20 protein-coding genes are annotated in these 20,287 nt (G+C 63.0%); 3 read left to right on the top strand and 17 right to left on the bottom strand.

All coding sequences use genetic code 11. The features are described 5' to 3' along the window. Positions 1-38 precede the first annotated feature (38 nt). On the top strand, positions 39-851 hold the full coding sequence (locus tag KKQ75_RS03295; RefSeq protein ID WP_213360277.1) for an IclR family transcriptional regulator: 813 nt from the start codon (positions 39-41) through the stop codon (positions 849-851). A gap of 92 nt (positions 852-943) precedes the next feature. Here the strand turns inward: KKQ75_RS03295 and KKQ75_RS13170 are convergent, their stop codons facing one another. The 16 genes from KKQ75_RS13170 to KKQ75_RS03215 all read right to left on the bottom strand — a co-directional run bounded on the left by KKQ75_RS13170 (position 944) and on the right by KKQ75_RS03215 (position 15,834). Then, positions 944-3,022: a serine hydrolase gene (locus KKQ75_RS13170; protein ID WP_434087716.1), complete on the bottom strand. Its 2,079-nt coding sequence runs from the start codon at positions 3,020-3,022 to the stop codon at positions 944-946. A 405-nt stretch (positions 3,023-3,427) separates the two neighbouring features. Beyond that, on the bottom strand, positions 3,428-3,619 hold the full coding sequence (locus KKQ75_RS03285; RefSeq protein WP_091816366.1) for a 2-hydroxymuconate tautomerase: 192 nt from the start codon (positions 3,617-3,619) through the stop codon (positions 3,428-3,430). A 13-nt stretch (positions 3,620-3,632) separates the two neighbouring features. Then, entirely contained in the window at positions 3,633-4,421 is a 789-nt protein-coding gene (gene dmpH / locus KKQ75_RS03280; RefSeq protein ID WP_213360274.1) for a 2-oxo-3-hexenedioate decarboxylase, read from the bottom strand. Next, the gene (gene dmpG, locus KKQ75_RS03275; protein WP_213360272.1) at positions 4,418-5,455 is read right to left on the bottom strand and encodes a 4-hydroxy-2-oxovalerate aldolase; all 1,038 of its coding nucleotides are present in this window, start codon (positions 5,453-5,455) and stop codon (positions 4,418-4,420) included. The genes dmpH and dmpG overlap by 4 nt, the downstream gene beginning before the upstream one ends. A gap of 22 nt (positions 5,456-5,477) precedes the next feature. Then, a complete protein-coding gene (locus KKQ75_RS03270) occupies positions 5,478-6,392 on the bottom strand; it encodes an acetaldehyde dehydrogenase (acetylating) (protein WP_213360271.1) in 915 nt (304 codons plus the stop codon). A 76-nt stretch (positions 6,393-6,468) separates the two neighbouring features. After that, positions 6,469-7,251: a 2-oxopent-4-enoate hydratase gene (gene dmpE / locus KKQ75_RS03265; RefSeq protein ID WP_091816357.1), complete on the bottom strand. Its 783-nt coding sequence runs from the start codon at positions 7,249-7,251 to the stop codon at positions 6,469-6,471. A 31-nt stretch (positions 7,252-7,282) separates the two neighbouring features. Then, the gene (locus KKQ75_RS03260) at positions 7,283-8,743 is read right to left on the bottom strand and encodes a 2-hydroxymuconic semialdehyde dehydrogenase (RefSeq protein WP_213360268.1); all 1,461 of its coding nucleotides are present in this window, start codon (positions 8,741-8,743) and stop codon (positions 7,283-7,285) included. Between the two features lie 251 nt (positions 8,744-8,994). Continuing rightward, positions 8,995-9,420: a GlcG/HbpS family heme-binding protein gene (locus KKQ75_RS03255; RefSeq protein ID WP_213360267.1), complete on the bottom strand. Its 426-nt coding sequence runs from the start codon at positions 9,418-9,420 to the stop codon at positions 8,995-8,997. Next, on the bottom strand, positions 9,420-10,346 hold the full coding sequence (locus KKQ75_RS03250) for a catechol 2,3-dioxygenase (RefSeq protein WP_213360266.1): 927 nt from the start codon (positions 10,344-10,346) through the stop codon (positions 9,420-9,422). The genes KKQ75_RS03255 and KKQ75_RS03250 overlap by 1 nt, the downstream gene beginning before the upstream one ends. 45 nt (positions 10,347-10,391) lie before the next feature. Next, positions 10,392-10,715, bottom strand: a complete 324-nt coding sequence (locus KKQ75_RS03245) for a 2Fe-2S iron-sulfur cluster-binding protein (RefSeq protein WP_213360265.1) — start codon at positions 10,713-10,715, stop codon at positions 10,392-10,394. A gap of 326 nt (positions 10,716-11,041) precedes the next feature. Further along, positions 11,042-12,103, bottom strand: coding sequence for an NADH:ubiquinone reductase (Na(+)-transporting) subunit F (locus KKQ75_RS03240; RefSeq protein ID WP_213360263.1), 1,062 nt, complete (start codon positions 12,101-12,103; stop codon positions 11,042-11,044). A gap of 109 nt (positions 12,104-12,212) precedes the next feature. Then, positions 12,213-12,569 (bottom strand): phenol hydroxylase subunit P4, encoded by a 357-nt coding sequence (locus KKQ75_RS03235; RefSeq protein ID WP_213360261.1) that lies wholly within the window; start codon positions 12,567-12,569, stop codon positions 12,213-12,215. 71 nt (positions 12,570-12,640) lie between these two features. Then, positions 12,641-14,188: an aromatic/alkene/methane monooxygenase hydroxylase/oxygenase subunit alpha gene (locus KKQ75_RS03230; protein ID WP_213360258.1), complete on the bottom strand. Its 1,548-nt coding sequence runs from the start codon at positions 14,186-14,188 to the stop codon at positions 12,641-12,643. A gap of 39 nt (positions 14,189-14,227) precedes the next feature. Continuing rightward, entirely contained in the window at positions 14,228-14,497 is a 270-nt protein-coding gene (locus KKQ75_RS03225; RefSeq protein WP_213360256.1) for an MmoB/DmpM family protein, read from the bottom strand. Positions 14,498-14,522: 25 nt separating this feature from the next. Then, a complete protein-coding gene (locus KKQ75_RS03220; protein WP_213360254.1) occupies positions 14,523-15,515 on the bottom strand; it encodes an aromatic/alkene monooxygenase hydroxylase subunit beta in 993 nt (330 codons plus the stop codon). A gap of 31 nt (positions 15,516-15,546) precedes the next feature. Then, positions 15,547-15,834 (bottom strand): phenol hydroxylase subunit, encoded by a 288-nt coding sequence (locus KKQ75_RS03215; protein ID WP_213360253.1) that lies wholly within the window; start codon positions 15,832-15,834, stop codon positions 15,547-15,549. 281 nt (positions 15,835-16,115) lie between these two features. Between KKQ75_RS03215 and KKQ75_RS03210 the strand changes: the two genes are divergently transcribed. Then, positions 16,116-17,870 carry a sigma-54-dependent Fis family transcriptional regulator gene (locus KKQ75_RS03210; RefSeq protein WP_213360251.1) on the top strand — a complete coding sequence of 585 codons (1,755 nt, stop codon included), beginning with the start codon at positions 16,116-16,118 and terminating at the stop codon, positions 17,868-17,870. A gap of 17 nt (positions 17,871-17,887) precedes the next feature. Then, the gene (locus KKQ75_RS03205; RefSeq protein ID WP_213360249.1) at positions 17,888-18,643 is read left to right on the top strand and encodes a GntR family transcriptional regulator; all 756 of its coding nucleotides are present in this window, start codon (positions 17,888-17,890) and stop codon (positions 18,641-18,643) included. A gap of 41 nt (positions 18,644-18,684) precedes the next feature. Here KKQ75_RS03205 and KKQ75_RS03200 read toward each other — a convergent pair whose 3' ends face one another. After that, on the bottom strand, positions 18,685-20,226 hold the full coding sequence (locus tag KKQ75_RS03200) for a 2-isopropylmalate synthase (RefSeq protein ID WP_213360246.1): 1,542 nt from the start codon (positions 20,224-20,226) through the stop codon (positions 18,685-18,687). Positions 20,227-20,287 lie beyond the last annotated feature (61 nt).

The raw sequence follows: 20,287 nt of genomic DNA, 5'->3' as shown, positions 1-20,287 counted from the left end.
TTGCTTTCACACAAACGGAAAGCAGCGAAGTAAATATCATGTCCGACACTCCTCTCCCCCACGTGCCTGATCCCGCGTACGCTGCAATCAGCGTTCAGGTACTGCAGCGCATGTTCGCCCTGCTCGACATTCTTGCCTCACGCGACGAACCCCTCAGCCTGAAGGAAATCAGCGAAAAGGCAGGACTGCACCCCAGCACCACGCACCGCATCCTGAATGACCTGGTGATCGGCCGCTTTGTGGAACGGCCGGATACCGGCAGCTACCGTCTGGGCATGCGCTTTCTGGAGCTGGGTAATCTGGTGAAGGCGCGCCTGAGCGTGCGCGATGCAGCCGTGAGTGTGATGCGCGAACTGCATCGCCAGGTCCAGCAGCCGATCAACCTGAGCGTGCGCCAGGGAGACGAGATCGTGTATATCGAACGTGCCTTCAACAGCGAGCGCTCCGGCATGCAGGTGGTGCGCGCCATTGGCGGCCATGCGCCGCTGCACCTCACTTCCACCGGCAAGCTGTTCCTGTCGATGGACGACCCGCAGAAGGTACGCGCCTATGCCACGCGCACCGGCCTGCAGGGCAATACGCGCAACAGCATCACGCAGCTGCCGCAACTGGAGCGCGAACTGAGCCATGTGCGCCAGTCCGGCGTGGCGCGCGACAACGAGGAACTGGAACTGGGCGTGCGCTGCATGGCGGCCGGCATCTACAACGACCAGGGCACCATGATCGCCGGCCTGTCGATTTCGGCTCCGGCGCATCGCATCGATGAAAGCTGGATCGAGAAACTGCGGGATGCGGCCAACCAGATTTCGACATCGATTGGCTATCGGGGCAAGGATTTGATGCGGCGCTGAGCCTGTTTCCGGCCCGGGAAGATGGCCCCATGAAAAACACCCCAAAAGCGGCGTACGCGTTTGGGGTGTTTGTTTTTTGAGGGGGCGCTGAATCAGTAGGCCTGTGCCACCACGCCGCCGTAGCTGCGGCTGCCGCCGCGGCCCAGGTTGTTCTGCACCCAGTAGCGGATGGATTCGGCATCCTTCACGCGCAGCGAGCTGTTGTTGGAATCGAGCAGCACGATGATGACGTTGCGGCCATCGATGTTGCTCTGCATCACCACGCAGCGGCCGGCTTCGGAGATGTAGCCGGTTTTCTGCAGGCCGATGTTCCAGTTGTTGCTGTGCACCAGGCGGTTGGTGTTGTTGAAGCGGCGGGTTTGGCCGGCCACATCGAACGACTGGCCCGGATGCGTGGTGTAGCTGCGGATCAGCGGGAAGCTGTAGGCGGCGCGGGTGAGCAGCGCCAGGTCGCGGGCGCTGGAGCGATTGCCGCTGTTCAGGCCGGTGGGTTCGACGTAGTTGGTGTCACGCATGCCGAGCATGGTGGCGCGCATGTTCATGGCGCGCACGAAAGCAGGCATGCCACCCGGATAGGTGCGACCCAGCGCATGGGCCGCACGGTTTTCGCTGGACATCAGCGCCAGGTGCAGCAATTCCTGTCGGGTGAAACTGCTGCCCACCGACAGACGCGAACTGCTGCCCTTGAGCTGGTCGACATCGTCATAGGTGATGGTGATGCGCTCATCCATGGGCAGTGCGGCATCCATGGTGACCAGCGCCGTCATCAGCTTGGTGATGGAGGCAATGGGAGACACCTGGCCACCGTTCTTGTTCAGCAGCACTTCGCCGGTGTTCTGGTCCATGACGAGGGCCACGGCCGAGTTGAGTGCCAGCGGCGAGCCGGCGGTGCTCATGCCGCGGATCTGGCCCAGCGTGTTGTTGGCGGGGACGGAGACGCGCACGAAGTTGGAGCGGTCGACCGGCGCCACACGCTGCACGGGCGCAGCGCTTGCGATCAGCGAAGCGGCTACCGGGGAGCTGCTCTGCGCCACATAGGAGCGCGTGACCGGCGCACGTGCGGGGGTGGCTTGCGGTGCAATCAGCGCCGCCGCGACCGGAGAGTCGGGGTTGGGCGTATACACGTAGGGACGGTTGGGAGCGCTTTCCACCTCGCTGCCGATCAGGGCTGCGGCCACGGGCGACGAGGCGCTGACTGTGCTGGTCTTGCGCACTGGAGCCGCGCTACGAACCGGTGCCGGGGCAGCCGCAACCGGCGTGGTCATGGCTGGCGCAGCCACCGGAGTGGATGGCACATAACTCACGGGAGCGGGGGTGAGGCTGCTCTGAACGGTAGCCGGGGTGGCAGCCACGGCAGGAACTGCAGCGGCCGCGGCAACTGCAGTTGTACCAGCCACGGCAGCGGGAGTCATCACGCGCACGCCGGCACTGCGTTCGGCGGCCAGCGTGGCAATACGGTCTTCCTCGAGGGCGCGCTCGCGGGCGTCGCGCGCTGCAGCCATGCGCTTCTGGCGCGCCAACTCCTGCTGGCGCTCCTGCCGGGCGATTTCCTGCTGGCGCTTTTCGCGGGCGATCTGCTCCAGGCGGGCCTGCTCGGCTGCTTCTTCTTTTGCCTTGCGTTGCGCCTGCAGGCGCTTGTCGCGGGTGGAGTCGATGCGCTTCTGGCGGGCTTCCTCCTCGGCATCCAGACGCGCCTGGCGTTCTGCCTTGATGCGCTCGGCCTTGGTCAGCTTGCGGCCCTTGGGACCGAGCTCTTCATCGGCAGTGCCCTTGAGCTTGCCGGCGATCTTGTTGGCGGCCCTGGAAGATCTCGTTTCGTCATCGGCGGCCTTGGCCAGCTTGGCAGCCTTGCCCTTGCGGCCGGCGGGTGCAGCCTCTTCCACTTCAGCCTTGGCGTTGCGGCCGGCCTTGGCATTGGCCAGCTTGAGTTTCTTGCCGCGGGGCGAGGCTTCTTCCTCGTCATCCAGCGGCTTGGCCAGGCCCTTGACGTGCTTGACCTGCAACACCGACTTGTCCTTGGCGGCGGCGCGCTTGAGCACTGCTGCCCGGGTTTCGTCTTCACGGCTGGCCTTGGTCTTGACCTGCTTGACAGCCACCTTGGCCGGCGCCGGGCGCTCGGTTTTTGCCTCTACCGGCAGGGCCACGGCAACGCACGCGGCTCCAACGAACATGGCGCTCTGTGACAAGTATTTCGAAATACCTCTGGTCACAAATTCTGTTGGTGTAGACATGGCGAAGTCCTGCTCTTTGATAATCACGCGAATGCCGTAAGTTTACACCCCTGGAAAATCCGCACAATATCAACGACTTGGTGGGACTACTTAATTTCCCCTTTATTTTGTAATAAAAAGCCACCATCTTCTTGCAAAACGCTGACAACTGCTGGCAGACAAAGAAGAAAAGCCATTCCGGCAGCACTTTACAAGCGGGGTGTAAGTACTTGTTTTTACTGCACCGCATCACCCTCGTGAAAGTACCGGAACGACAAAAAAATCCGCATGCAGGCAAAGCCTGTCATGCGGAGTGAAAAGCATGGCGGACAAGCCATGCTGCAGATTGCCCTGTGCAGGTGCTTGTCAGCGGCCCAGATCCTTGGCGCTGACTCCGGCGATGCCCCAGTTTTCCTTGGGCACGTCGTGAATCCAGACGCGCACGTTCTGCTGGGGTGCACCCACCGCTTCCACCAGAGCCTGCGTGACTTTCTCGATCACGGCTTTCTTCTGCTCTTCGGTGCGGCCTTCAATCATGTAAATCTGTGCGAACGGCATAAGGTTCTCCTTGTCAGACGAAACGCAGGCTGCAGGAGCCCATGCCCTGCACGCGCAGCGTCACATTGTCGCCGGCCTTGACGGCCACGGCTTCGGTGATGCCACCGGACAGGATCATGGTGCCGGCAGGAATTTCCTCGCCGCGTGCGCCCAGATGGTTGGCCAGCATGGCAATGGCTGCGGCCGGGTGGCCCAGCACGGCAGCGCCGGCGCCGAAGGCCATGGGCACGCCGTTCACCTCCAGCACGATGCCGGTGGTGCGCAGGTCCAGCCCTTCCACGCCAACCGGCTGGCCGCCGACGACGAAGCGGGAGGCCGAGGTGTTGTCGGCGATCACGCTCTTCAGGTCGAACTTGAAGTCGCGGTAGCGGCTGTCGATCACCTCGATGCCGGGCATGACGAAATCGGTGGCAGCCAGCACGGCGCCGATATGGCAGCCGGGGCCTTTCAGCGGGGCCTTGGTGACGAAGGCGATTTCGGGCTCGACCTTGGGATGGATCAGTTCAGACACCTTGACTTCACCTCCGTCCTGCACGGTGTAGTCGTCGGTCATGAATCCGAACACGGGCACTTCCACGCCCATCTGCTTCATTTTGGCGAAGCTGGTCAGGCCGGCTTTCAGGCCGACGACCTTGAGGCCGCGGGCCAGCTTGCGCGCGCGGATCTCGTCCTGGATCGCGTAGGCATCATCCCAGTCCATGTCGGGATGCTGCTCGGTGATCTTCAGCGTGTCCTGCTGGTTGAGCTGGCAGTTGTCCAGGTGCTCGGCGAGTTGCTTGATGGTGTTCTGGTCGAGCTTCATGCCTGGGCCTCCTTGCGCTGGCGTGCCATGGTCATGGCGGTGTCTTCGATCATGTCTTCCTGGCCGCCGACCATGCCCTTGCGGCCGAGTTCGACCAGGATGTCGCGGGCGGGAATGCCGTATTTCTGGCTGGCGCGCTTGGCGAACAGCAGGAAGGAGCCGTACACGCCGGCGTAGCCCAGCGTCAGGGCATCGCGATCGATGCGGATCGGGAAGTCCATGATCGGGAACACGCGGTCTTCGGCCACGTCCTGGATCTTGGCCACGTCCACGCCGGTTTCGATGCCCATGCGGTCGCACACGGCCACCAGCACTTCCATCGGGGTGTTGCCGGCACCGGCGCCCAGGCCGGCAGCAGCGGCGTCGATGCGGTTGGCACCGGCTTCGATGGCAGCGATGGAGTTGGCAACGCCCATGGCCAGGTTGTGGTGGCCGTGGAAGCCCAGTTCGGTCTCGGGCTTGAGCGCGGCACGCACGGCGGCGATGCGCTCCTTGACCTGGTGCGGCAGCAGATAGCCGGCCGAGTCGGTCACGTAGATGCAGTTGGCACCGTAACCTTCCATCAGCTTGGCCTGCTGGATCAGCTTGGCGGAGTCGGCCATGTGGGCCATCATCAGGAAGCCGACGGTGTCCATGTCCATCTTGCGGGCCATCGTGATGTGCTGTTCGCTCACGTCGGCCTCGGTGCAGTGGGTGGCCACGCGGATGGTGTGCACGCCCAGCTCACGCGCCATTTTCAGGTGGTCGACGGTGCCGATGCCGGGCAGCAGCAGCGCGGAAACCTTGGCCTGCTTCATCAGCGGGATCACGGCGCTCAGGTATTCCTCATCGGTGTGGGCGGGGAAACCGTAGTTGACCGAGCTGCCACCCAGGCCGTCGCCGTGCGTCACTTCGATCAGCGGAATGCCGGCTTCGTCCAGACCGGTGGCGATGTCCTTCATCTGCTCCAGCGACATCAGGTGACGCTTGGGGTGCATGCCATCGCGCAGCGTCATGTCATGCAGGGTGACTTTCTTGCCTTTGAGTTGTTCCATCTGTATTTCTCCTTGATCGGGCTCAGGCAGCCACGGGTTCGAGCGTGAGCTTGCCCGCCAGGATTTCCTCGGCAAACATTTCGGCGGTGCGGGCGGCGGCGGCGGTCATGATGTCCAGGTTGCCGGCGTACTTGGGCAGGTAGTCGCCCAGGCCTTCCACTTCCAGGAAGACGGAGACACGGTTGCCGTCGAACACGGGGCCGTTGACCAGCTTGTAGCCCGGCACGTATTTCTGCACTTCCTTGATCATGTCATGGATCGAAGCGGTGATTTTTTCCTGATCGGGCTCTTCTTCCGTCAGGCAGTGCACGGTATCACGCATGATCAGCGGCGGCTCGGCCGGGTTGATGATGATGATGGCCTTGCCCTTCTTGGCGCCGCCCACCTTCTCGATGGCACCGGCGGTCGTGCGGGTGAACTCGTCGATGTTCTTGCGTGTGCCGGGGCCGGCGGACTTGCTGGACACAGTGGCCACGATCTCGCCGTAGGCAACAGGCTGCACGCGGGAGATGGCCGCTACCATGGGGATGGTGGCCTGGCCGCCGCAGGTGACCATGTTCACGTTCATTTCACGCTTGCCGACATGCTCGACCAGGTTGACCGGCGGCACGCAGAACGGGCCGATGGCGGCGGGCGTCAGATCGATCATCAGCGCGCCTTCGGCGTTGACCTTGCGGCTGTTCTCTGCATGCACGTAGGCGCTGGTGGCGTCGAACACGATCTGCACGCCGTCGGCCTTCATTTGGGGGATCAGGCCGTCCACGCCTTCGGCGGTGGTCTTGATGCCCATTTCACGGGCACGCTTGAGGCCGTCGGATTCGGGGTCGATACCCACCATCCACACGGGTTCCAGCACGGGGCTGCGCTTGAGCTTGGCCAGCAGATCGGTGCCGATGTTGCCGGGGCCGATCAGGGCGCACTTGATTTTCTGGGTCATGGCATTTCCTTGAAGTTTGTCTTTGCGGGGCACCTGCCGTCCACGCGCCAGGAGCGCGCAGCGGCCGGCAGCCGGATCATTCGAAGCGGACCGAGCAGGCGCCGATGCCGCCGATGCTCACGCGGAAGTTGTCGCCAGCGGCGCAGGGGAACATGGCTGCCAGCGCACCGGACAGCACCACTTCACCCGCCTTCAGCGGCACGCCCAGGCGGCCCAGGGTGTTGGCCAGCCAGGTGATGGCGTTGACCGGGGAACCCATGGCAGCTGCGCCGGAGCCGGTGGCGATGATCTCGCCGTTCTTCTCCAGCACCATGCCGCAGGTGGACAGGTCCACCTTGCGCGGGCTCACGGCACTATCGCCGAGCACGAACACGCCGCAGGAAGCGTTGTCGGCCACGGTGTCCTGGATCTTGATCTTCCAGTCGCGGATGCGGGAATCGACGATCTCGAAGCAGGGAATCACGCACTCGGTGGCCGCCAGGATGTCGGCGTTGCTCAGGCCGGGGCCCATCAGGTCCTTCTTGAGCAGGAAGGCGATCTCGCCTTCGGCCTTGGGCTGGATCAGCGTGCTCATGGCGATGGATTCGCCTTCGTTCACGATCATGCGGTCCATCATGTAGCCGAAGTCGGGCTGGTACACGCCCAGCATGTTCATCACGGCGCGCGAGGTCACGCCGATCTTCTTGCCGACGATGACTTCACCGTCCTGCACGCGGCGGTCGATCATGCGCTTCTGCACCGCGTAGGCATCCTCGATCGTCATGTCGGGATACTGGTTGGTGATCGGATCGATCACGCTGTTGCTGCGCAGCGCCTGGTACAGGCTGTCGCCCAGCGTCTGGATGATGTTGGAATCCATGTGCTTGTCTTTCCTTCTGGTTGTACTGCGATCAGAACTTGACCATCACGTTGCGCAGCTCGGTGTAGAACTCGAGCGAGTGCACACCACCTTCGCGGCCGATGCCGGACTGCTTGGAGCCGCCGAAGGGCGTGCGCAGGTCGCGCAGGAACCAGGCGTTGATCCAGCACAGGCCGACTTCGATCTGGTGCGCCAGACGGTTGGCGCGGCTGATGTCCTGCGTGAAGATGGCGGTGGCCAGACCGTAGCGGTTGGCGTTGACCTTGCCCAGCACTTCCTCTTCGCTGTCGAAGGGGCTGATGTGGCAGCAGGGGCCGAAGATTTCTTCCGTCACCACGGTGGCAGTTTCGGGCAGGCCGGTCCAGATGGTGGGCTGCACCCAAGAGCCGCCCTTCAGCTCTTCCGGCATGTCGGGCACGCCGCCGCCGGTCACGATGGTGGCGCCTTCGTCCTTGGCGGACTTGTACAGGCCCAGCACCTTTTCCTGGTGTTCCTTGCTGATCACCGGGCCGATCTTGGTGTCCTTCTCGAACGGCAGGCCGGGCTTCATGCTCTCGGCGCGCTCCTTCAGGGCGGCAACCACCTTTTCGAAGATCGGACGCTCGACGTAGACGCGCTCGGTGCCCAGACAGACCTGGCCGGCGTTCTCGAAGCAGGAACGGGTCAGCGTGTCGATGGTCACCTGGAAGTCACAGTCGGCGAACACGACGGCGGCGTTCTTGCCACCCATTTCCAGCGACACGGGGCGCACGCCGTCGGCAGCAGCCTTCATGATGGCGGAGCCGGTACGGGTTTCGCCGGTAAAGGTGATGCCGTTCACATCGGGATGGCTGGTCAGGAAGGCGCCAGCGGAATCCGGGCCGAAGCCGTGCACCACGTTGTACACGCCCTTGGGCATGCCGACGGCATTCATCACTTCGCCCAGCAGCGTGGCGGTAGCGGGAGTTTCTTCGGAGGGCTTGACCACCACGGTGTTGCCGCAGGCCAGGGCCGGGCCGACTTTCCAGGTCATCAGCAGCAGCGGCAGGTTCCAGGGGCAGACCACGGCAATCACACCGCGCGGCACGCGCACGCCGTAGCTCAGTGCTGTCTTGCCGTCGGGCGTGCGCATGTTGAACGACTCGGTCGCCGTGCTCTTGATGGTGTCGATGAAGATCTGGAAGTTGGCCGCACCGCGCGGGATGTCGATGTGCGAAGCCAGCGTGGCGGGCTTGCCGGTGTCGGCAATCTCGGCTTGCAGGAAGTCGTCGAAGCGGCGGTTGATTTCACCGGCCACGGCATCGAGCAGCTTGCTGCGCTCGACCACGGACATGCGGCCCCAGTCGCCCTTGAGGGCAGACTTGGCGGCAGCCACGGCAGCGTCCACTTCCGGACGGCCGGCTTCGTAGATCTTGCCGATCACCTGGCCGTTGACCGGGTTGATGTCGTCAAACATCTTGCCGCTGACGTTCTTGACGTATTCGCCATTGATGAAGTTCAGGAATTCTTTCATATACCCTCTCGACTTGAATGCAAAAAACATGTTCGCCTCAACTGCCTAAGCAGTCCTGATGCGTCGAAGCACCGAGCCACCGCGGATGTGCCGAAGCTCGTGGAATCCGCTGTGCAGGCGATTCCTCTGCGTCAAGGCAAGCTCCCTAACAGGGGGCTTGCCTGGACGGGCTCGGCGGGCGAGCCACCCAGGTCGTGTTGATCAAGGCGTGCACCGCATCCCTGCCGGATCGGGATCAAACTCTCGTTGGATCAAGCTTCCATCCCGATTGCGCGTAAACCTGCCCTGGCACAGGCTTCGTCCTGTTCAGCAGAGCCGCCCGACACGCCGATGCCACCGATCAGCACACCGCCCTGACGGATCGGCACGCCACCACCAAAGGCCACCAGGCGCGGGCGGTGCGCAATGGTGCGCAGCGCTTCGTCCTCCGCAAAGATGGCCGGCCATTGGGAGGTCGGAAAGCCGAAGCTCGCCGCCGTATAGGCCTTGTCGATGGCGATCTCGATGGAGTGCAGGAAAGCCCCCGGCATGCGCAGAAAGCCTGCCTGCACGCCGCTGCTGTCTGCCAGCGCCACGTTGATGCGGATACCCAGCGATTCGGCATGGGCCACGGCAGCATGCAGGGCAGTTGCCGCGGCCTCGGCCGTCAACACGAATTGCTGCACAGCCACCTGCATCAGGTCACCACGCTCAGGAAGGCGTCGTTCAGCTTGCGATCATGGTAGAAGATGCCGCGGCCGACTTCTTCCCAAGTCCAGGTAACCGGGTGCATGTCGGGATAGTGGTCGTAACCACCGCAGAACACTTCCAGGCGGTTGCCGGACGGGTCGAAGAAGTAGATCGTCGTGCCCTGGGTAATGCCGTGGCGGGTCGGGCCGATGTCGATGGAGACGCGGTTGCGGCTCATGATGTCGGCCGCGCGCAGCACCTGCTCCCAGCTTTCCAGCAGGAAGGACACATGATGCAGCTTGCCGTCTTCGCCGTGGCGCACCATGGCGATGTCGTGCGCCTTGGCGCTGCAGGTCAGCCAGGTGGCCAGGTCGGTCTGGCCGTCTTCCAGCTTGACGCGCTCGACCAGCGTGAAGCCCAGCACCTTTTCGAACAGTTCGCGGTTGCCGTCGATGTCGCCACCGTAGATCAGCGCGTGGTCCATGCGAATCGGGCTGATGCCCTTGTACTCGATCACTTCCACTTCCGGATCGGTGTAGCCGTGGCCGTTGCCGACGTCCTTCTTCTCGGCATACAGCTCGAGGGTGTGGCCGGTGGGCAGCTGGAAGCGCACGCGCTCTCCGGTTTCCAGCATCTCGCCGGCAGGAATGCGCTCGGTCTTCACGCCATGGGCCTGCAGCTTTTGGTCGAGGTCGTCCAGCGTAGCCTTGTCGAGCACCTTGAAGGCGAAGAAGTCGATGCCGGCACGATCGGCCTGACGCAGGATCACGCTGTTGTGATCACGCTCCTGGCGCGTCTTGAAGTAGACGCGGCCCGAGCTGTCGCGCCCGGTTTCCACAAGGCCCATCACCTCGGTATAGAACTTGACGGATTCGTCCATGTCGAGAACGCGAATCTGGGCATGGCCCGGACGCAGCACACCAGTCATTGCCATGATTTGTCTCCTGTTGGCTTTAGTGATAGTTAAAACGGTTGTCAATCACGCGCCGCCGGGCTGGCGGCACACGTTCTTCTTCATCTTGCCCACCACCGACAGCGTGAGGTCGCTGGTGGGCTTGACGCGGCAGGACAGCAGGCAACCCTGCTGTTCCTCTTCCTCGGTCACGTATTCCCGGCTCATCACGCGCTTGGTGAAGCTTCCTTCGGAAATGTGCACCTTGCACACCCCGCAGCCCCCATTGCGGCACCCCACCGGAATCCCCCTCTTGCCCAAGGCCTCCATGCCTTCCAGCAAGGTGCGGCTCTCGAGGCAGCGGAAGGTTTCGCCGGTTTCGGCAATCGTGACCTGGTAATACGTGGCCATGTCTCTCTGCTTTCGGGCCGGATCCGTCCGGCCTCTTGTGTTGTCTCTTGCATGCCCTTGCCTATTGACTCGGGTCGATGGAAGCAATTCTAGAAGCAGCACATGCATTCCATTCAAAAATCTCGATATTCAAGGGAAAGCCCCTAGTGTTCGATGGATTACAGAGGAAAGCGAGCAGTGCTCTTCAGGCTTTTGTTTATTATTTGATAAATAAAAAATGGTGTTTTTTATTAATTGATAACGTTTGACCCCTATGTAAAACAGATTTTCGAGCTTTTCTGCAAGGTCTTATGAGAGGTTTGCATGAAATCTCGATATTTAATGCTCTACAGCTTGCGGAACAGCGGGCTGCGCACCTGCTGCGCATCGGCCGCAGAGATGAACTTCTCGGTGTAGATGTCGCGCTCGAACAGGCGCCCCTGCATCAGCGTGGCAATGCAGGCCTCGATCATCATTGGCGGGCCGCACAGATAGGCCTTGCGGCCACGGAAGTCGTTCTCGAAGTGCGCCTTGGCCGCCTCGTGCACGAAGCCGCGTGCCCCCTGCCAGCCGCTGCCATCCGGCTCATTGCTCAGCACCGGCACATAGGTGAAGTGCGGATGGCGCTCGGCCAGTGCGCGAAACTCGGCATCGTGATACAGCTCGGACTGGTCGCGCGCGCCGTTCACCAGCACGATGGGCAGCTCGCTGTTCTCGGCCAGCAGGTCGAGAATCATGGAACGCGGGCTGGACAGGCCGGAGCCGCCGGCCAGGAACAGGCTGGGCTGGTTCTCGCTCTTGCGCACGAAGAAGCGTCCGTAGGGGCCGGAGAATGTCACCGTGTCGCCCTGCTTGAGTTGCTCGTGCACCCACGCTGTCCCCTTGCCCCCCACCACCTGGCGGATGTTGAGTTCGATCTCGTTACCGTCCTGCGGTGCACTGGCAATCGAGAAGGCGCGCGAAGCGGTCTCGCCCGGAATGTTCAGATTGATGTACTGGCCGGCCTGGAACTGGATGTTCCGCCCTTCCGGCAGCTTGAGCCACACGCCCTTGATGGTGGGCGTGAGGTTTTCGATGCGCGAGACGGTGGCGGTGTAGTCGTGCACCGGCAGGTTCTGCGCATCGACCTCTTCCTCGATCTCGGCCTCGATCGTCACGTCCGATTGCAGCGTCGCGCAGCAGGCCAGGCATTTGCCTTCCTCACGCTCGTAGTCCATCAGGGCAAAGTTGCTGGCTTCGCCATGGTCGATCTCGCCATCCGTCACCTGGATCTTGCAGGTGGCGCACAGGCCGTGACAGCAGGCGTGGGGAATGTACAGGCCGGCACGCAGCGCGGCATCCAGGATGGTCTGACCCTCTTCCACGTCAAGGGTCTGACCGATGGGTTCGATGGTGAGTTGATAGCTCATGATGCAAGACTGGCAAACAGCACGGACGCTGGGCGGCCGCGGAAATAAAAAGAGGCAGGGCTGCGTCTGACGGCCGCCCTGCCTGACAGGCCCTCTGGCGAGAAAAATGTCAGAAGCAGGAACCGCCCAGGCCGGTCAGGCCCGGAGTGCGGAAGCGGATCACGTCCTTGTGGCCCAGGCCGTTCTCGGCCATGGACTTGTCGTTCTCGGGCTTCCACGGCTGGCCAGACTTGAACCACTCGGTGGTGGTCCAGTCGATCCTGGCGAAGTCGGGATGCGCGCTGTACATGCCGGGCAGCATGTTCTTCACCAGGTCGCCGAACTTCATGTCGGGCGGCACCGGCACGCAGAACGGCGCGCAGAACATCTTGTGGTCTTCCCAGCCGATGTAGAGCAGCGGTGCGGGAAACTTGTCCGCCGTATCCTTGGCGGGAAACTCATAGGTGGTAAGGGCAGCAACGGCCATGGTCTTTCTCCGGAATTCAACAGTTGGTCTCGGTGCGGACTGCCGCCGCAAGGCAGGCAGTCCGCAGGCCATCAGTTCTTGGTGGCCATCTCGCGCCACATCTCGAAGTTCCTCTTGTCTTCGGAATCGGCGTAATCCATGTTGTCGCGGCCCTGCTCCATGCGGTACCAGCGCAGCACCTCGGCCAGCGGGTTGAAATCGGGCTTGGTCGGGTCTGCATCAGGCTCGAAGCAGTTGCCCTGGTAGATCTGGTGCACCGGCAGCCAGCTCTGGCTGTACTTCTCCGGCTCGTCGTCGAAGATGGTCTTGCAGCCGTCCGAACAGAAGTGATACCTCATGCCGTGGTAGGTGCTCTCGCGGTAGGCGATCTTGGTCGGATCGTCCGGCTCCGTAAAGAACATCGGGATCTGGCAGGTCTGGCACAGCATCGGCAGCGTGGTGTTGTAGAAGCGGCGGCCGGCCTTCTGCTCTTCGGTGTAGTGCTCCCACAGCGGGCGGTAGTACTTGTCGAAGGTGTCGGGGTACTTGGCGGACAACCAGTCCATGTCTTCCTTGCTCGGCACCCAGGTGTGGAACGGAGCGGCTGCACCATAGTTGTAGAACACGTTCCAGGCCTGGTGGCTCAGGTGGTCCTTGTCCTTGCAGGCCTGCTCCCAGCCCTTCGGCACCTTGACGCCGTAGCGTGCCAGGTCGTTGAACAGCGCGCCGCCATTTTGCTCGGCATACACTTCCCATGCCTCTTTCCAGCTCATCACGCGCTTGGGCAGCATGTAATCCATCATCATGGCGACCAGCGTCAGCACGCGATAGCCGCGCCAGAACCACTTGTCCATCCACTTCTGCACGATAGGGAGGTTGTCCGGATCCTGTTCCAGGATGAACTTGATCATCTCCAGGCCCAGCGTCATGTGGCGGGATTCGTCGGACTGGGCCGAGAAGCCGAAGGCCATGGCGCCCATGTCGCCGTTGTAGGCGGCCCCGGAAATGAAGGGCACGAACAAAAGGTTGGTCAGCACGTACTCGAACGCGAAGCCGATGGCAACCATGAACTCGAACGGGCCGGCAGAGACGGCATCATCAAAGAAGCTCTTGGGCACCGACAGGTACCACACGCGGTCGTGCTGGTGGCGCCAGTTCTGGAAGCCGTTGTAGTGCTTGTTGTAGTTGGAGAGCGAATGCACCTGCGTCTGGAAGTGGCGGATCTCGTCCACCGCCTGCATCTGGCAGGCCACGCGCGGGCCGGCGCCGGCAAACTGGCGGCCGACGTGGGCAAAGCCGCGGTGCGCCATGTATTCCAGCGGGGAAACCCCGGTCAGGAATAATTTCAGCGAGTTGATGTATCGCGCATCCGTTACGCCCAGGTGGCCATTGTTCTGGTTGAACGCATCGATGATGGCGTAGAGCTTGCGCTCCTTCTCGGCCTGGTACTTCCAGTATGCATCCATCGTCATGCGGAAGGGATCCTCGAACTTGCTCCAGTCGTGGATCTTGATGCCTTCGTACGTCAGGTACGGGAACACGTCTTCCGGCTTCTGGTAGGTGGGGGTCCAGTCCAGATCGCGCGTCATCAGGTTGTAGCGTTCCTTCAGGCTCAGCTTTTTCTTGACAATCATGTCCATGGGAATGTCTCCGTTCTAATAGGGTGAGGCGGTTGCGGCTCAGTTGCCCCAGCTCAGGGCGAACTGGTCTTCGTCTTCGTCGATGTGGCCGCTGAGCGTGATCAGGTTGACGTGCAGTTCCTGCAGGTCGAAATCGCGGCCCATTTCCTGCTCAATGCTTTCGCGCTTGATGACCAGGCGGTTGGGGCAGTCCACCTTCACCATGGCGGGCTGTTCGTTGAGGATGGCGTCCGGGTTGTCGGCCATGATGGCGTCGACGATGGCGCGGGTTTCCTCGTTTTTCTGCAGGGCGATGAATACGTTGGACATGGGTTTGCTTCCGGTAAGAGGTTGATCAGGCAGGAATGCCGGCCTTGGCCATGCGCGCATTCAGGGCAGCGCCCACGTTGTCGAGGGCTGCACCGCCCTGCTCGCCCAGGGCGATGCGTGCCACGGGCTCCAGCGCGGTACGGGCGCGGGCATGCCACTTGGCCAGCCACTCGCGCAGTTGCGCCTTGTTGGCATCGCTTTCGGCAGCGCTCACCTTCATCACGGCGTCGACCCACTTGTTGGTGTCGTCGAACCACTCGGCCTGGAAGCGCGTCAGCATGGACACCACCGGGCCGGCCTTGGCGGTCAGCGCCTTGTCGACTTCCTTGTAGGCCAGCGCAAACAGCATGCCGTCCAGCACCACGTTCTGGGCCACGAACAGTTCGAACCAGTCTTTCAGCACCAGCGTGTCTTCCACATAGCGGCGCAGCTCCTGCCACTCGGGCGCTTCCAGCCAGGCCTTCTTGGCCGCTTCCAGTTCACCCTGGTGGCCGAGCAGCAGGCCTAGGCGCGTCAGGTACTGGGCAATGCCGAGCTGGTCCATGCCGGAATACAGGCAGGGCTGGGTGATGGCGGTGCCGAAACCGTAGGCGCAGATGGCAGAACCGTTCATGTTGGCGCCCCAGGCCACGTGGCGCAGCGGCAGGTAAAAATCGAGTGCCAGCTTGCGGGCGTCATCGTTGTAGGTATCGGCCAGGCCGCGCGTCTCGACGAACTCGAAATCGGCCTCGGCGGTTTCCTGCATGCGGGCACGCGCCTGGGTGTAGGTGCCGTAGTAGAGCTGGCGCGGATCCTTCAGCGCATACCAGTCCTTCATCACGATGGCGGTGCGGCTGGCGTCGAACAGCTCATACTCGGGCGCCCAGGTCGGGCGGTAGTGGAAGCTGGCCGAGGGCTGCACGTCCATCGTCGCTTCCAGATAGCGCGACGCGGGCTTGTCTGCACCCTGGCGCGCCGCGATGTTGTTGAAGGTCTGCCGCAGCGGCGTGATGCTGACGGTGCGAAGATCGATCTGCATGTGCGTTGTCTCCTGGTTGCTTTCGTGAAAATCAAGGCTCGTGACGGAAATGACGATCGCGCGCCGCGCGCAGGTTCCAGTCCCATTCGTGCTCCTGGCTGCCCTGCTCCGCGTCCTCCAGTCCGCCCACCGTGGGCGTCACGCCCTGGTCGGTGCAGAACTGCTCGAACTCGGCGCGCGCCATCACCATTTCCACGTACAGGTGCGGCTCGCCCACCGCAAACTCGAACTCGACCATGCCGTTGGCATGCTCTTCCCTGATGCGCACATAGCGCTTGCGGGTGTCGAAGGAATCGGGGGTGGTGTTTGTCTGTTCCATGCCGCAAATTCTAGGAATGGGGGCTGCGGAAGACCTTTTAATCTCGATATTCAGGGGAAAGTCCCTAAGCGGAGCTGGCTTCACTTCATTGATCGGCAATATGACGACAATTGCGGCTGATGATTTCGGCCAGCACATCAGCATCAGTTGATCAAATAATCAATTTTTTCGCGCAAATCGCTTAAAATTCAGGCAAACAGGACGCACCCGTGATTTCTTCCCGGGCCTGCAGGGGATTGCCATAGCCCTTCATATCTCGATATTCGGAGACAATGCCTTTCATGGCCTCACCTCCCAAGCTCCCGCCCGACCACGACCTGCGCCAGCTGCTGCGCTTCTCGCTAGACGAGGGCAGCATCTGGCTCGGCTCGCGCCGCATGGTGCTGGTGCATGCCGAATCCCTGGGCCGGCTGCGCAAGGCCCTGCTGGCCCGCCTCGGCCGCGACGAAGCACGCAGCATGCTGCTCAGCACCGGCTTCAGCTCCGGCCTGCGCGACGCCGAATTCGCCCGTCAACTGCGTGGCGGCCAGTCGGGCGACGACATCTTCCTGGTCGGTCCCCAGCTGCACATGATCGAAGGCGCCGCCCAGGTGCGCCCGGTCAGGCAGGAGATCGACAGGGACAGTGGCCAGTTCGTGGGCGAATTCACCTGGCACCATTCCTGGGAAGCCTATGCCCACCTGCAGATGATGGGACGCTCCGACGAGCCGGTCTGCTGGCTGCTGCTGGGCTACGCCAGCGGCTATACCAGTGGCTTCATGGGCCGGCTGGTGCTGTTCCAGGAAACCGGCTGCGCTGCCACCGGGGCGCCGCATTGCCACATCCTGGGCAAGTCGGCGGAGCTGTGGGACGAAGGGGCGCAGGTGTTCCAGCTCTACGACGTGGAGCAGCTCGAATCGCTGCTGCAGGCCAGCGGCCGCCGCATGGCCGATCCGCTCACCCCAGGCCTGCACCAGCCCATGGACAGCGGCCCGACCACCACCGTGATCGATCCCGCGGCCGACCTGTCGCAGACCATGGGCGAATACGGCCTGCTGCCAGCCCAGCTCACCATGCTGGAGCGCGCCGCCCACGCCGGCATCCCGCTGCTGCTGCAGGGCGAATTCGGCACCGGCAAACAGACGCTGGCGCGCCGCCTGCACAAGCTCGCGGCCAGCGGCAGGCCCTTCGTCATGCTGGACTGCCAGGGCCTGGATCCTGATGCACTCGACATCCAGCTGTTCGGCGAGAAGATGCGCAGCGACCTGGGCAGCACCATGCACGCCGCCACCCATGCACTGGCCGGCACCACCGGGCGCACCGGCCGCATCGAGCAGGCCGAAGGCGGCATGCTCTACCTGCACAACATCGAACACCTGCCGCTGTTGCTGCAGGACAAACTGCTCGATTTCCTGCGCCACGGCGAATTCCTGCGCCATCAGGGCCAGATGCCCGTGGCAGCCCACTGCCAGCTGATCGCTGCCAGCTCCGCCAATCTGGAGCAGCTGGCCCAGCAAGGCCAGTTCCGCCGCGAACTGCTGCTGCGGCTGCAGACCGTGCAGGTTACGCTGCCTCCCCTGCGCGAGCGCATGCACCAGCTGCCGGTACTGGCCGAAACCCTGCTCATGCAGTATGCCGCCAAGTACAAGGCACTGCCCCCTTCCCTGAGCGAGCATGCGCTGCAGACGCTGATGCACCAGCCCTGGGCCGGCAACCTGTCCGAGCTGGGCCGCGTGCTCGAGCGCGCCGTGCTGCTCACCGGCGGTCAGGACATGATCGACACGCGCCACCTGTTCCCGCTCATGCCCGAGCATCCGCACACCGCCCTTACCCGCCACGGAAGCCTGACCGAAGTCGATGTGCGCCGGCTGCCGGGCGAGCTGTGCGCCACCCTGCTTTCCAGCGGCGTCACCCTGCCCGACATCGAATCCCAGTTGCTCGAGTTTGCCGTGCAACAATCACGGGGCAATCTGGCCGCAGCCGCGCGCCAGCTTGGCCTGACGCGCCCGCAACTGGCCTATCGGCTGCAACGCAGCGCCCAGAATCCCTCTTCCTGAAGCCAGCGAGCCTCACCATGACTTTCGTTGCCTCCCAGCATTACCTGACCCAGACCGAAGCTCCCGCACCGCGCACCCTGGTCGAAAAAGCCTACCGAGCCATGCGCGCCGACATCATCGAGGGCCGCCTGCCACCGGGCTACAAGCTGCGCGTGGAGCATCTCAAGGAAGACTACGACGTCGGCGCCGGTACGCTGCGCGAGGCGCTGTCGCTGCTGGTGTCCGATGCCCTGGTCTATGCTGAAGGCCAGCGCGGCTTCCGCGTCAGTCCGATCTCGCTCGACGACCTGGAAGACCTGACCAACCAGCGCGTGCTGCTCGAAACGGAAGCCCTGCGCCAGTCCATCCGGCACGGCGATGCGCGCTGGGAAGCCGAGCTGCGTGACTCCTACGATGCGATGACAAGCCTGCGTGACAGCAGCGGCCATATAGATACCCAGCAATTCGAGCAATGCAACAAGCGTTTCCACGAGGCGCTGATTGCCGGCTACCACTCGCCGTGGACCAAGTACCTGCTCGGCCTGCTCAACCGCCACTCCGAGCGCTACCGCTACATGACGCTGCAACTGGTGGCCGAGCACACCATCGAGCGCAATGTGGACGAGGAACACGAAATCATCTTCCGCGCCGCCATCGCCCGCCAGGATGCCCGCGCCGCGCTGGCGCTGGAAACCCATGTCCGCACCACCTGCGACCTGATCCGCCAGGTGGCGCGCAGCCAAGCACTGCCGGGGTTCGAGGACGCGAAAACCCAGCTGCTCGCCAGGGAATGAATCAACACGGCCCCCGCTGTCGAAGCGGAGGCCGCGTCAAATCAGACGCCCTGCGCGTGCACGCGCTCGACCTTGCTGTGCAGCTTGTTCAGCGCGCTGAGGTAGGCCTTGGCCGAAGCCACCACGATATCCGGATCAGCGCCAACGCCGTTCACGATGCGGCCGGCCTGCTGCAGCCGCACCGTCACCTCGCCCTGGCTTTCGGTGTTGCCGCTGATGGCGTTCACCGAATACAGGATCATCTCGGCACCGCTCTTCACGTGCGACTCGATGGCCTTGAGTGAGGCATCGACCGGACCGTTGCCGGTCGCCTCGCCCTTCACTTCCTTGCCTTCCACGGTGAACACCACGCTCGCGCTCGGCTGCTCGCCGGTCTCGCTGTGCTGAGCCAGAGACACGAGGCCATATTGCTCCTTCTCCGCAGTCACGCTCTCGTCGCCCACCAGCGCGATGATGTCCTCGTCGAAAATCTCGCTCTTGCGGTCGGCCAGTTCCTTGAAGCGGGCAAAGGCGGCGTTGATTTCGACCTCGCTCTCGAGCTCGATGCCCAGCTCCTGCAGGCGCTGCTTGAAGGCATTGCGGCCGCTGAGCTTGCCCAGCACGATCTTGTTGGCGCTCCAGCCCACGTCCTCGGCACGCATGATCTCGTAGGTGTCGCGCGCCTTCAGCACGCCATCCTGGTGAATGCCGCTGGCATGGGCAAAGGCGTTGGCGCCCACCACCGCCTTGTTCGGCTGCACCACGAAACCGGTGATCTGGCTCACCATGCGGCTGGCCGCAACGATCTGCTGCGTGTCGATGTTGACGTTCAGGCCGAAATAGTCGCGGCGCGTCTTCACCGCCATCACCACCTCCTCGAGCGAGCAGTTGCCGGCGCGCTCGCCCAGGCCGTTGATGGTGCATTCCACCTGGCGCGCGCCGCCAATGGTCACGCCGGCCAGGCTGTTCGCCACGGCCATGCCGAGGTCGTTGTGGCAGTGCACGCTCCAGATCGCCTTGTCACTGTTCGGCACCTTTTCGCGCAGGCTCTTGATGAAATTGCCGTACAGCTCGGGCACGGCATAGCCCACGGTGTCGGGAATGTTGATGGTGGTGGCACCCTCGTTGATCACCGCCTCGCACACGCGCGCCAGAAAATCCAGGTCGCTGCGGTAGCCATCCTCGGCGCTGAACTCGATATCGGCCATCAGGTTGCGCGCAAAGCGCACCGAACGGCGGGCCTGCTCCAGTACCTCTTCGGGCGACATGCGCAGCTTCTTCTCCATGTGCAGCGGGCTGGTCGCGATGAAGGTGTGGATGCGGCCACGGTTGGCGTTCTTCAGCGCCTCGGCCGCGCGGCTGATGTCGCGGTCATTGGCGCGCGACAGCGAGCACACGGTCGAATCCTTGATGGCGTTGGCAATCGCCTGCACGCACTCGAAGTCGCCGTTGGAGCTGGCCGCAAAACCGGCCTCGATCACGTCCACGCGCAGACGCTCCAGCTGACGGGCGATGCGGATCTTCTCGTCGCGCGTCATGGAAGCGCCGGGCGACTGCTCGCCATCGCGCAAGGTGGTATCGAAAATGATGAGTTGGTCGGTCATGGAAAGCCCCTTGGGTGATGAAGTTTGGTGGTCCGCTGCCACCTGCCACGATGCAAAAAAC

Origin of the sequence: Brachymonas denitrificans (assembly GCF_907163135.1) — a bacterium.
GTDB lineage: Bacteria > Pseudomonadota > Gammaproteobacteria > Burkholderiales > Burkholderiaceae_C > Brachymonas > Brachymonas denitrificans_A.
The sequence above is the reverse complement of the archived record's forward strand: the minus strand, read 5'-3'. Positions and strand labels throughout refer to the sequence as shown.